The 12,292-nt window shown below is 70.0% G+C and carries 8 protein-coding genes; 5 read left to right on the forward strand and 3 right to left on the reverse strand.

Annotated features, from left to right (window positions below; genetic code table 11):
• The first annotated feature begins 22 nt into the window (after nucleotides 1-22).
• Entirely contained in the window at nucleotides 23-2,305 is a 2,283-nt protein-coding gene (locus J0911_RS10665) for a S9 family peptidase (protein WP_207275520.1), read from the forward strand.
• A 6-nt stretch (nucleotides 2,306-2,311) separates the two neighbouring features.
• Here the strand turns inward: J0911_RS10665 and J0911_RS10670 are convergent, their stop codons facing one another.
• The gene (locus J0911_RS10670) at nucleotides 2,312-3,571 is read right to left on the reverse strand and encodes a glycoside hydrolase family 3 N-terminal domain-containing protein (RefSeq protein ID WP_207275446.1); all 1,260 of its coding nucleotides are present in this window, start codon (nucleotides 3,569-3,571) and stop codon (nucleotides 2,312-2,314) included.
• 343 nt (nucleotides 3,572-3,914) lie between these two features.
• Between J0911_RS10670 and J0911_RS10675 the strand changes: the two genes are divergently transcribed.
• The 4 genes from J0911_RS10675 to J0911_RS10690 are packed head-to-tail and all read left to right on the forward strand — an operon-like array spanning nucleotide 3,915 to nucleotide 8,115.
• Nucleotides 3,915-5,339, forward strand: a complete 1,425-nt coding sequence (locus J0911_RS10675; RefSeq protein ID WP_207275447.1) for a branched-chain amino acid ABC transporter permease — start codon at nucleotides 3,915-3,917, stop codon at nucleotides 5,337-5,339.
• Nucleotides 5,340-5,352: 13 nt separating this feature from the next.
• On the forward strand, nucleotides 5,353-6,345 hold the full coding sequence (locus J0911_RS10680; RefSeq protein WP_207275448.1) for a branched-chain amino acid ABC transporter permease: 993 nt from the start codon (nucleotides 5,353-5,355) through the stop codon (nucleotides 6,343-6,345).
• Nucleotides 6,335-7,318 (forward strand): ABC transporter ATP-binding protein, encoded by a 984-nt coding sequence (locus tag J0911_RS10685; protein ID WP_207275449.1) that lies wholly within the window; start codon nucleotides 6,335-6,337, stop codon nucleotides 7,316-7,318. The genes J0911_RS10680 and J0911_RS10685 overlap by 11 nt, the downstream gene beginning before the upstream one ends.
• Complete coding sequence (locus J0911_RS10690) at nucleotides 7,315-8,115, forward strand: ABC transporter ATP-binding protein (RefSeq protein WP_207275450.1); 801 nt, start codon at nucleotides 7,315-7,317, stop codon at nucleotides 8,113-8,115. Before J0911_RS10685 ends, J0911_RS10690 begins: the two co-directional genes overlap by 4 nt.
• A gap of 44 nt (nucleotides 8,116-8,159) precedes the next feature.
• Here J0911_RS10690 and J0911_RS10695 read toward each other — a convergent pair whose 3' ends face one another.
• Both J0911_RS10695 and J0911_RS10700 read right to left on the reverse strand, forming a co-directional pair.
• Entirely contained in the window at nucleotides 8,160-9,437 is a 1,278-nt protein-coding gene (locus J0911_RS10695) for an endonuclease/exonuclease/phosphatase family protein (protein WP_207275451.1), read from the reverse strand.
• 196 nt (nucleotides 9,438-9,633) lie between these two features.
• Nucleotides 9,634-11,952, reverse strand: a complete 2,319-nt coding sequence (locus tag J0911_RS10700) for an immune inhibitor A domain-containing protein (protein WP_207275452.1) — start codon at nucleotides 11,950-11,952, stop codon at nucleotides 9,634-9,636.
• Nucleotides 11,953-12,292 lie beyond the last annotated feature (340 nt).

Here is a 12,292-nt window from a genome sequence, read left to right on the forward strand (position 1 = left end):
TGATGCGGTGGATCAGACCGTCATGCCTCCCGTCGCGGCTCGCCGACCGACCACCCGTACCCATCACGGTGACACGTTCACCGACGAGTACGAGTGGCTGCGGCGCAAGGACGACCCGGAGGTCGTCGCGCACCTCGAGGCGGAGAACTCGTGGACCATGGCGCGTCTCGAGCACCTGGCTCCTCTGCGGCAGGCCATCTTCGACGAGATCAAGGCCCGCACGCAGGAGACGGATCTGTCGCTGCCGTCCCGCGACGGTGGCTGGTGGTACTACTCCCGCACCGAGGAGGGCAAGCAGTACCCGATCCACGCACGCTACGAGGTGAGCGACCCGGACGACTGGACGCCGCGCGTGCTCGAACCGGGCGAGCCCGTGCCGGGTGAGCAGGTCCTGCTCGACCAGAACGTCGAGGCGGACGGCCACGACTTCTTCTCGCTCGGTACGTTCGACGTGTCCGACGACGGCGGCCTGCTTCTCTATGCCGTCGACACGGCCGGGGACGAGCGGTACACGCTACGCATCCGCGATCTGAGCACGGGCACTGACCTCGACGACGAGGTGCCCGGCACGGCGCCGGGGGCGTTCTTCGCCCCCGACGGGGTGCACGTCTTCTACCAGACCGTGGACGAGGCGTGGCGCCCGCACCGCCTGTGGCGACACCGCATCGGCACGTCGCGGGACGACGACGTGATGGTGTTCGACGAGCCGGACGAGCGGTACTGGATGGGCGCGGGCGTGAGCCGCTCCAAGAAGTACCTCATGATCGAGCTCGCCTCGAAGGTGACGAGCGAGTGCTGGATCCTCGAGGCCGACGACCCCGCCGGCGAGTTCCGCTGCGTGCGGCCCCGGGCCGAGGGGGTCGAGTACTCGGTGGAGCACGCGGTCCTGCCGGAGTCGGTGTCGCCCGCCGGTGACGCGCCGCGCGGCGGCCGCGACGTGCTCCTGGTCCTGCACAACGAGAACGCGGAGAACTTCGAGCTCACGGTCGCCGACGTGCCCGGGACCGGGGGAGTGGCCGGGTGGGGCGACGTCGTCGTACCGCACGATCCGGACGTCCGGCTCGAGGGCATCTCCGCCTCCGAGCGCTACCTGGTGCTCTACTACCGGCGCGGCGCGATCGGCCGCAGCGGGATCCTGCGCCTCGACACTCCGGGCGGGCTCGTCGGCCGGTCCGGCACCTCTGCGGACCCGGGTGCCGCCCCGGCACCGCCGGCACCCGAGATCAGGCCGCAGCTCGTGGAGTCCGGCAGGCCGGCACCGGCCGCACCGGTCGCGGCCTCCTGGCGCTTCGAGGAGATCGCCTTCGGGCAGGAGCTGGAATCGGTCGGCGCGGGCGTCGGCGTCTGGGAGCAGCCCAACCTGCTCGTGGGATACACCTCGTTCGTGACGCCGTCCGCCGTCTACGACTACGACGTGGCGACGGGCGAGCGCACGCTCCTGAAGCAGACGCCGGTGCTCGGGGGCTTCGACCCGGACGAGTACGCGCAGCGCCGGGAATGGGCCGTCGCCGAGGACGGTACCCGCGTCCCGATCTCCCTCGTCTGGCGCAAGGACAGGGTCGTGCTCGGGGACGACGGCGTGCCGGCCGCGCCGGCCCCGGTGCTGCTCTACGGTTACGGCGCCTACGAGATGTCGCTCGACCCGTACTTCTCGATCCCGCGTCTCTCGCTGCTGGAGCGGGGCGTGGTGTTCGCGATCGCGCACGTGCGGGGCGGTGGAGAGATGGGGCGGCGCTGGTACGACGGCGGCAAGCTCGACCACAAGGCGAACACCTTCACGGACTACGTGGCCTGTGCACGGCACCTCGCGGCCGCGGGCTGGAGCACGCCGGAACGGACGGTGGCGGACGGTGGATCGGCCGGTGGCCTGCTCGTCGGAGCCGCACTGAACCTCGCACCCGACGCCTTCGGGGGTGTGCTCGCCGGGGTCCCGTTCGTGGACGCCCTGACATCCATGCTGGACCCCTCCCTCCCGCTCACCGTCACCGAGTGGGACGAGTGGGGCGACCCACTGCACGACGCCGCGGTCTACGCCTACATGAAGTCGTACAGCCCGTACGAGAACGTCCCCGACGACGCCTCGCACTACCCGCAGGTGCTCGCCACGACGTCGTTCAACGACACGCGCGTGATGTACGTCGAGCCGGCGAAATGGGTGGCGCGTCTGCGGGCCGCGGGTGCTCCGGCCCTGCTCAAGATCGAGATGCAGGCGGGCCACGGAGGCGTCTCCGGGCGCTACGCGACCTGGGAGCAGATCGCCTTCGAGCACGCGTGGATCCTGGAGGTGCTCGGCCTCGCCGAGTGAGGACCGTCAGCCGTTCAGCACCGACTTGGCGTCCAGGACCCGGGCGGCGGCCTCGTCGACCCGGCTCGCGAAGCCCGGGTCCTCCTCGGCGCGCTCGACGAGCGCCTGCGCCATCGGCGCCGCCGTGGTCGGGTCGGCCGAGGCGAGCACCAGGTCCACACCGGCCTCGACCGCGAGCACGGCACGGTCGCCGGGGCTCCAGGCCTGGACCTGGGCGGCCGCGGAGAGGTCGTCCGTCATGACGACGCCGTCGAACCCGAGGTCGTCGCGCAGCAGATCGATCGCCGCGGGGCTGAACACGGCCGGCCGTTCGGCGTCGATCTTGCTGTAGAAGGCCGACGACATCATCACGAACTCACTTCCCGACTCCACGTTCGCGGCGAACGCGGACACGGACTTCGCCCCCGGCCCCGTCACCGTGTCGGTCACGCCCGTGGCCGTGTCCGTGTTTCCGGACACCAGGCCGAGCCCGGGGAAGTGCTTGGGGGCGGTGGCGACCCCGGCCGCGCGCTGTCCCTGGCCGAAGGCCACCGATCCGGCCACGACGGAGTCCAGCGTGTAGCCGTAGTTGCGATGGTTGGCCCCGATCGGGGCGTTCGACGCCGCGGACTGCGCCAGCACCACGTCCGCCACGGGAGCGAGGTTGAGGTTCACGCCCACGTCCGCCAGTTCCGTGCCCCACGTCCGGGCCATGCCGCGCAGCTCGTCGGGAGGCAGGGCCGCCTGGTCCACGGCGCTCGGGATGTCGCTGAACCCGTCGCCGCGGAGCACCTGGACGGCGCCGCCCTCCTGGTCGGTGGCCACGAGCATGAGCGGATCGCGCGGGTTCGCGGTGGCGCCGATCGTGCGGAACTCGGCGACCAGGCGGCGCACCGGGCCCTGGCCTGCCTGGGTCCGGCCGTGCAGGAAGACGTTCGCCACGTGGTGCTCGCGGATCGCCTCGGCCGCCGTCTCGCGTCCACCGCCCACCGGCACTCCCACCATGAGGATCTCCCCGACCTTCTCCGCCAGCGTCATGCCCTCCAGCAGTTCGCGGCCCGACGGGGCCGCCGGCGCCGTGGACGGTGGCGACGTCGTCCGGTCGGGCGAGGCGTCCGGGGTGGACGACGGCGCGGCCGTCCCCGGCGCCGGCGTGGTGCTACCGGACGGTGTCGCCGACCCCGGTCCGGGGGACGACGACGATCGCGACGTTCCGGCCTGGCCGCCGCAGCCCGCGGCGGCCAGGAGGAGCAGGACGGCCACGAGTCGCGCGAGCCTGGAAGTCATACGTCCAGTATCGCGGTCGGCACGAGGGCGCGGGATGGGCCGACTGTCGTTCGGGGCACTCCCGGCCAGGAGACCCGGCTGTCAAGGGCCCAGGTGCCCGGATTTTGACGGTTGCGACGGCACTTGGCGGACGAGTGACCAAGGGGATGCCGAATCGTAACCGCCTCCGTGCCATGTGATCGTGGATGTGAAACACGTCGCGGCTACACTTCCCGCACTGTTGGGAATCCGCGACGGTTCAGGGCCTGTTCAGTGTTGCTGAACTCCCTTGGTCAGCCGGGTTCTCGAACTGTCCGAGCAACCCTCGGACATCTGGCACCGAAGACCACGGAGGACCCGGCACATGACAGCCGACCGACCGATGATCGCGACAGCCCCACGGCGCCTGCCGGCCGTGATCATGGCTGCGTTCGCGGCGCTGATCGCGGGAGCGGCGATGTTCGCCGTACCCGCGGGAGCGGCGACCGACGACATCGCGACAGACTGCACGCCCGACGCGAGTACCACCTGTGTCTCGCCGATCGTGCTCGACGAGGAGCGGGAACCCGTGCCCGGGGTGGAGGTCTCCATCGCCGGTGAGGGTTTCGAGGCAGTCGTCACCACGACCGGCGAGGGGCCCGTGTCGGTGGAGGTGCCCACGCGCGGCACCTACACGCTGACCGTGAACCCGGACACGCTCCCCGCCGACACCCACGCCGACCCCGCGGAGCGCGAGGTCAGTGCGCAGACGGGTGCGACCGCGCGCGGCGCCTTCACGATCGGCACCGGCCCGGCGCCGGATCCCGAGGCGACCGAGACCGAGACGGGGACGAGCTCGCCGGCCGACGATCCGGGTGCGGAAGGAGCGGAGGGTCTCGTCGAGGAGGACGTCACCGTCTCCGGCCTGCCGTCGTTCGGGCAGGTTTGGCAGCAGGTCGGCTCCGGTCTCCGGTTCGGCCTCCTGCTCGCCCTGGCCTCCGTGGGCCTCAGCCTCATCTTCGGCACCACCGGCATCTCGTCGTTCTCCCACGGTGAGCAGGTCGTCATCGGTGCGATGGGTGGCTTCATCCTGATCAACGAGCTCGGACTGCCGATCTGGATCGCCGCACTGCTGATCCTCGTCATCGGAGGGCTGACCGGCCTGCTGCAGGACGCGGCGATCTGGCGCCCGCTGCGCCGGCGAGGCACCCCCGCCGCACAGCTCATGCTCGTGACCATCGGCCTCTCGCTCGCCCTGCAGTACGTGCTGCAGTGGATCGAGAGCGGATCCATGCGGATCATCACCTCCAACCCGGTGCCGACCACGATCGCGGGGATCACCCTGAGCCGGGCCTCGTGGATCTCGATGGCGGTCGCGCTGGTCGTGATCCTCGCCATCGCGCTGCTCCTCACGAAGACCCGCATCGGCCGGGCCATCCGCGCCGTCGCCGACAACCGGGCGCTCGCCTCGGCCACCGGGATCGACCCGGACGCCGTCGTCCGTATCGTGTGGGTCTCGGCCACCGCGCTCGCGGCGCTCGCGGGCCTGCTCATCGGGATCTCCTTCGGATCCTTCACCTGGAACCTGGGCGTCCAGCTCCTGCTGCTGATGTTCGCCGCGGTGACCCTCGGCGGTCTCGGCACGGCGTACGGGGCACTCGTGGGATCCATCCTGATCGGCCTCGTCGTCGAACTCGCCGGACTGGTCATTCCCAGCGACGTGCGTTACGCGACCGCCCTGCTGATCCTCATCCTCGTCCTCCTGATCCGGCCGCAGGGCATCCTCGGCAGCCGCGAGCGGATCGGCTGAAGGGAGCCTCGTCATGGAAGAACTGCTTCGAGTACTCACTCTGGCCCTCGGGGAGCTGCTGGCGCCGGCTACCGCCGCGTACGCGCTCGCCGCGATCGGTCTGAACGTCCACTTCGGGTACACGGGTCTGCTGAACGTCGGCCAGGCCGGCTTCATGCTGCTCGGTGCCTACGGTTTCGGCATCGCGACGATCTCCGGTGCCCCCTTCTGGGTCGCCCTGCTCATCGCGATGGCCGCGGGAACCCTCTTCGCGGTGATCCTCGGTCTGCCCACGCTGAAACTGCGGGGCGACTACCTGGCGATCGTCACGATCTCGGCCGCGGAGATCATCCGCATGCTCGGACGGTCCACGCTGTTCGACGACTACACCGGTGGTTCCGCGGGTATCCGCGGTGGCGACTACAAGGGCTCGTTCCAGGAGCTGTCGTTCCTCCCGGACGGGCGCACCATGATCGGCCCGCTCGAATACCTCAACAACGGCTCCGACTCGTGGTGGACCCGCATCTTCGCGTGGACCCTCGTGATCCTGGCTCTGATCGTGGTCTGGCTGCTCACGCGTAGCCCGTGGGGGCGCGTGCTCAAGGGCGTGCGCGAGGACGAGGACGCCGTCCGCGCTCTCGGCAAGAACGTGTACTCCTACAAGATGCAGGCGCTGATCCTCGGTGGTGTCCTCGGGGCGCTCGCCGGGATCGTCTACGTGCTGCCCGGTGCCATCGCACCCGACTCGATGGGCCGCACGATGACGTTCTGGGTGTGGACGGTGATGCTCCTGGGTGGTGCCGCGACGCTGTTCGGCCCGGTCCTCGGGTCGATGCTGTTCTTCTTCGTGTACATGGTCGTGCGCACGGGGATGCGGACCGACCTCATGGAGTTCCTGCCTATCCCGACCCAGAACGTGGACCACGTGGCGGGCGTCCTCGTGGGTGTGACCCTCATGCTGATCGTGATCTTCCGACCACAGGGGATCCTGGGGAACAAGAAGGAGCTGGCCCTCGATGCCCGATGAGAAGACCGTGAACGAGAACGACGCGGGCGCGGCGGCCCAGGGCGCGACCGACCAGGACGCGCCGGCCGTGAGCGAGACCGCGAAGCGAGCAGGACGAGACCTGTCGCACGTCGCACCCGAGGTCGGCGTCGCCAAGCCCGACGCCATCCTGACGGCACGTGGCGTGCAGCGCCGCTTCGGCGGCATGACGGCGGTCGACGTCGACTACCTGGAGGTCGAGCGGGGCGCGATCACGGCGCTCATCGGTCCGAACGGTGCCGGCAAGACGACGTTCTTCAACCTGCTCACTGGCTTCGACAAGCCCAACCAGGGGATGTGGACGTTCCAGGGCGAACCGATCGCGCACAAGAGCGCGGCCCGGGTCGCGCGAGCGGGGATGGTACGGACCTTCCAGCTCACCAAGGCGCTGTCGCGTCTGACGGTGCTGGAGAACGTGCTGCTCGCGGCGACCAGGAACCCGGGCGAGCGCATGTTCGCGTCGATGTTCCAGCCGCTCTGGGCCGGCACGGAGGCGCGGAACAAGGAGAAGGCCCTCGAGATCCTCGAGCGGTTCAAGCTCGACAAGATGCGCGACGAGTACGCGGGGTCGCTGTCGGGCGGCCAGCGCAAGCTGCTCGAGATGGCGCGTGCGCTGATGACGGACCCGGCCATGATCATGCTCGACGAGCCGATGGCGGGCGTGAACCCGGCGTTGGTCCAGTCCCTGCTGGGCCACATCCAGGACCTGCGGGACGAGGGCATGTCCGTGCTCTTCGTGGAGCACGACATGCACGCCGTGCGCCACATCTCCGACTGGGTGGTCGTCATGGCGGAGGGCCGGATCGTGGCCGAGGGGCCGCCCGGCTCCGTGATGCAGAACCAGGCGGTGGTGGACGCCTACCTGGGCGCCCACCACGACACCGACCTCGGCGACGACGCGCTGCTCGATCCCGAGGTTCTGGCCCGGCTCGAGGCCGAGGAGGAGAAGCGATGACCGAGGCGACCACCACGCAGACGGCGGAGGGCGGTGCGACCGCGGGGCTGCCCGCCGACAAGGAGCTCCTGCTCCGGGCGGACAACCTGACCGCCGGGTACGTGCCCGGGGTGAACATCCTCAACGGGTGCTCGATCGAGGTCGGCAAGGGCGAGCTCGTCGGCATCATCGGGCCGAACGGCGCGGGCAAGTCCACACTGCTCAAGGCGCTGTTCGGGCTCGTGAACATCACCTCCGGCACCGTGACGCTGGAGGGCCGGGAGATCACGGGCATGAAGGCCAACGCCCTGGTGGCGCGTGGCGTGGGATTCGTGCCGCAGACGAACAACGTGTTCCCGTCGCTCACCGTCGAGGAGAACATGCGGATGGGCGTGTACCTGCGCCCGAAGACGTTCGACGAGCGGTTCGAGTTCATCGTCGACCTGTTCCCCACGCTGGGGGAACGGCGCAGCCAGCGGGCGGGGGCGATGTCGGGCGGTGAGCGGCAGATGGTCGCCATGGCCCGCGCGCTGATGATGAACCCGTCCGTGCTGCTGCTCGACGAGCCGTCGGCCGGTCTGTCGCCCGTGCGGCAGGACGAGGCGTTCCTGCGGACCCGGATGATCAACAAGGCCGGCGTGTCCGTGATCATGGTCGAGCAGAACGCCCGGCGGTGCCTGCAGATCTGCGACCGGGGCTACGTCCTGGACCAGGGCAAGGACGCGTACACGGGCACCGGGCGGGAGTTGCAGAGCGACCCGAAGGTGATCTCGCTGTACTTGGGCACCTTGGCCGAGGACGTCGAGCAGGGGTCCTGACCGACGGAGCTGGTCGGTCACGGGTGGCCGACCAGCTTCGTGGCTCAGGGCTTCAGATCCACCCAGACCAGGCGGTGGTCGCTGCTCGGGAACGGGTACGTGCCCGTGAGGCGGGACAGGGGATCGTCCTGGGTAGGCCAGAAGACGCCCGCGTCGCGGATCCGGAGGTTCCGGCTCGGCAGGGTGTAGTCGGCGCGCAGGTTGCCCGGTGCGGTGTCCGCGAAGTCGGCGGTGTCGAGGGCCGGGTCGCCCGTGTGCGACTCGTTGGCGCCACCCTGCAGCTCCGCCGCCTCGACCGCACCCTCCGACCTCGGCGCGGGGTCCTGGATCCGCCGGTTGTCGAGCAGCTGGTGGATCGCGCCGTCGTACGAGTCGCCGTCGGCCGGATCCGCGTTGTAGTCGCCCAGGATCACGAAGGACGCGCCCCGGTGCAGACCGCCCCGGCGCCCGTCGTCGTCGTAGATGTAGCGAGCGTGCCGACCGCCGGTCACGTAGTCGGCCCAGAACCGGATCTCGTCGTGGTTGCGGCGGCCGTTGCGGTCCTCCGCCCCGTCGAACGTCGGCGGCGTCGGGTGGGCTGCCAGCACGTGCACCGTCCTGTGACCCACCCGCACGGGGACGTCCCAGTGCGACTTGCTGGACAGCGGCAGCGCGTCGAGCTCCTCGTCCGTGTACCAGGCCTCGCCGGTCGCGGGGTCGGTGGGAAGCGCCGCGCCCGGCATGTCCTGCCACCGGAAGTGCTGGAACGTCCGCGCGCGGTCGGCGTCGATCGGATACCGCGACAGCACGACCATGCCGTACTGGCCGGGGAACAGCCCGAAGCCGAGGGCGTCGTCGCCACCGCCGACGGTGCCGTCGTTGTTCAGGTCGAAGCCGCTGGGCACCCCGGTGTTCGACGGCGCCACGAACGCGTACCGGTACTCGATGGGTTCGGCGTCGCCCTGCGGGACCTCGAGGTAGTTCTCGCGGAACAAGCGGGCGGCCTCGCCGGCGTCGTCGTGGTCGAACTCGTTGAGCAGCACGACGTCGGGCCGCACGTGCTGGATGACCTCGGCGACGGTCCGGGCCTGCTCGTTGCCGCCGTCGGACAGATCGGCGACGAGCTGACCTTGCGTGGCCCGGTTCAGCGACAGGTTGTAGGTGGCGACACGCAGGCTCTTCTTCGCGGCGGACCGAGTCATGGCCGACGACGCCGGCCGGTCGGCCCGGGCGTCGGCGCCGCGGTCGGGAACGGGACCGGTAGCCGCGACGGCCGCGCCGCCTCCGCCCACGAGGGCGGCGGCGAGGACAAGGCCCGTTGCGCGCAGAGCAGGGCGGCGCATGAGTGCTCCTCGGGGTGAAGGGACGTGCACGCCCACGGTAGTGCGTGACGCGTGAACGCCGGGTGACGCGCGGCGGAACGCCGGCGTCGGCGAGCGGCACCGGTGGAGGACTCCGCGCCCCGCACACCGCGACGGCCCGCACCCTCTGGTGGAGGGTGCGGGCCGTCGCCGTCGTGCCGCGATCAGGCCGTGCCGGTCAGGGCCGGTCGACCTTGATGGTCATGTGGCCGTTGCGGCTGTTCTGCCGCAGCACCTTGATGCTGGTGCCGGTGCCGCCGACGATCACGGAATGGCCCGGGTTGGACTCGTCGTAGTAGGCGTACGGGTCGCTGTCGTCGAACGTCCTGGACTGCCGCGCCCACCAGGAGGTGCGCAGCGTCGCCGGAGCCTCGCCGGCCTCGCTGTGCAGGAAGAGCCGGTCCTCCCGCTGCACGCCGAACGTCGCGTCGTACGTCTGGATCCGGTTGCGGGCGATCGTGCCGTCCGAAAACTTCAGCGGGGTGGCGTCGGCGTCGACGGGCAGCGCCTGGCCGTGGCCCGGGTGCTGTGCGGTGTTGTTGTCACCGTACAGACCGTTCACGTACCAGATCAGCAGCCCGTCCTGGTAGGGGAAGTGCTCCACGCGGTCCGGGTCGGACTCGGTCCAGCCGAAGTTGTACGGGCCCTCCTTGAGCGTGACGTCGTAGCCGCCGTACACCCTGTGCTCGGCGAGGTAGTAGTGCGAGAACGACGCGTCGTAGGCACCGTCGGTGGCGATCTTGAAGTCACCGGTCCAGTCGGAGGCGTCCTCGAAGTCCTCGGTGAGCACGTCGTCCACGGAGACCGTGTCGACCACGAGCCCGCGCTCGTTGACGCCGCCGTCCGAGGTGTAGCGGAACCGCACCTGCGCCGTCTCGCCCGCGTACGCCGACAGGTCGGCGGTCAGTTCGGTCCAGCCGCCGGACGAGCCGTCGATCCCGCCGCCCGGGTTGGTGCCGTTCGGGTCCTCGTCGGACGACTCGCTCGTCGACAGGGAGGTCCAGGTGCCGCCGCCGTCCGTGGTGATGTCGACGAAGGCGTAGTCGTAACCTTCCTCGATCTCGTAGTTGACCTGGGCGGACAGCTGGCCGCCCGCGGGCACCACGAACTCGGGCGACGCGAACGTGGTGTTCAGGTTGTTGCCCGTGTCCGAGTAGGCGTACCGGCCGTCGATCGGGTCGACACCGACCTCGATGCTCTCCGTGCCGTCCGGGAGCTTCACGAGTGCGGCCTGCGGCCGGGTCGTGGCGTGGAACGCCGGGCCGAGATTCACGATGCCCGACTCGTCCGCCTCGACGGTCTCGTAGTCCAGCCAGCCGAGGAACAGCTTCTCGGTGGCGCCCATGTGGTTCGGGGTCCCACCGATGTGACCGTCACCGTGGCCGAGCCAGGAGCCGGAGCTCATGAGGTTCCAGAAGCCGGTGCCGTTCTCGCCGCCCGAGGTGTCGTAGTAGTCGGGCAGGCCGAGGTCGTGGCCGAACTCGTGCGCGAACACGCCGAGGCCGCCGTTCTCCGGCTCGGTGGTGTAGTCGCGGATCCAGATGTCCGTGCCGCCGATCTTGACGCCGCCCAGCTTGGGGAAGTCCGCCGGACCGTCCTCCCAGAGCCCGCCCTGGTTGACCGCCCAGCGGTGCGACCAGATGGTCCACGGCGGTGCACCGGCCTCCTCGCCCTCGCCGGCGTGGATCGCCTGGAAGTGGTCGATGTAGCCGTCGGGCTCGTTGATGATGCCGTCACCGTCGGCGTCGTACCGGTCCCAGACGTCGAACGACTGGAGGTACTCGACGACCTCGTCGTGGGTCTTGCCGGAGGCGATCTGCTGCTCGTACCAGGCGTCCGCGGCGTCCTGGACGAACGCGGTCATGGTCTCACCGGTCTCGTCGCCGGCTGCGCTGCCACCGCCGTAGTAGGAGGCACGGTTCGGCACCGTGACCCAGTCGGACACGTCGCCCTGGAGGTCGAAGCGGCCCGACGACATCTCGTCGTAGACGTCGTGGAACGACTCGCCGTTCGCGTCGCCGTTGAAGAACATGTCCATGTAGTGGTCGCGCGAGAAGTCGCTCTCCCAGTACGTGGAGTTGTCGTTCGCGGAGGGTTCCGGGATCTCGTTGTGCAGCGGCCCGGCCGGAGCGTCGGGGAAGTAGGGCGAGCCCTCGCCGTCGCCGAACTCGACCAGGATCGAGAAGAGCTGCGAGGTCTCCTGGGCGCCGTACTCGACGTACTCGCCCGGGGCGATCTTGACGACACGGGACTTCTTGTTGCCCTTGCCGCGCGTGGTCACCTTCGCCTCGCCGGTGGCGACCATCTCGACCGCCTGCTGCTTCCGCTCGCGCTGCTTCTGAGCGAGCGCGTCAGGACGGTCGTCCTCCCGCTGCTGGGCGAACGTCGCCGGGTCCGGCTCCGCCGCGCTCGGCGCGGCGGCGGCGCTGACGGGCACGAGCGCACCCGTGACCAGCAGAGCCGCACCAGCGCCCGCTGCGCTGATTCGTGGATTCATGGATTCCTCCGGGGTGTGAGTGCCTCCGGCCCTGAGGAGGCCGGGCACAGCGGTACCTGAGGGTCGCGAGCCCTGCCGTGGCCGGTTGCCACGATCAGGTCCGGACCCTGCACGTACCGGGGTGTCCGACCGAGCCGGAGGTGTCGGCGCCGAGTCAGCTGTCCGGACCGCGACGTCCGACGGATGACTCAATCACCGTTCCATTTCAGGAATGTTGCGTGCGGCACACTACTTGAACTGATGTCAGGAATAAACCGGCGGGATTCCGCCACGGGAATGGCGGAATCCCGCCATCGTTATGTTTTGTCCTGGTGGCATCGTTCCCACGGTCGCCGAACGC

Source organism: Myceligenerans salitolerans, assembly GCF_017349295.1.
Classification (GTDB): domain Bacteria; phylum Actinomycetota; class Actinomycetes; order Actinomycetales; family Cellulomonadaceae; genus Myceligenerans; species Myceligenerans salitolerans.

Excerpts from the sequence above, each read along its gene's own strand:
- J0911_RS10665 (WP_207275520.1), top strand. The coding sequence starts at position 23 with ATGCCTCCCGTCGCGGCTCGCCGACCGACCACCCGTACCCATCACGGT.
- J0911_RS10670 (WP_207275446.1), bottom strand. The coding sequence starts at position 3,571 with ATGACTTCCAGGCTCGCGCGACTCGTGGCCGTCCTGCTCCTCCTGGCC.
- J0911_RS10675 (WP_207275447.1), top strand. The coding sequence starts at position 3,915 with ATGACAGCCGACCGACCGATGATCGCGACAGCCCCACGGCGCCTGCCG.
- J0911_RS10680 (WP_207275448.1), top strand. The coding sequence starts at position 5,353 with ATGGAAGAACTGCTTCGAGTACTCACTCTGGCCCTCGGGGAGCTGCTG.
- J0911_RS10685 (WP_207275449.1), top strand. The coding sequence starts at position 6,335 with ATGCCCGATGAGAAGACCGTGAACGAGAACGACGCGGGCGCGGCGGCC.
- J0911_RS10690 (WP_207275450.1), top strand. The coding sequence starts at position 7,315 with ATGACCGAGGCGACCACCACGCAGACGGCGGAGGGCGGTGCGACCGCG.
- J0911_RS10695 (WP_207275451.1), bottom strand. The coding sequence starts at position 9,437 with ATGCGCCGCCCTGCTCTGCGCGCAACGGGCCTTGTCCTCGCCGCCGCC.
- J0911_RS10700 (WP_207275452.1), bottom strand. The coding sequence starts at position 11,952 with ATGAATCCACGAATCAGCGCAGCGGGCGCTGGTGCGGCTCTGCTGGTC.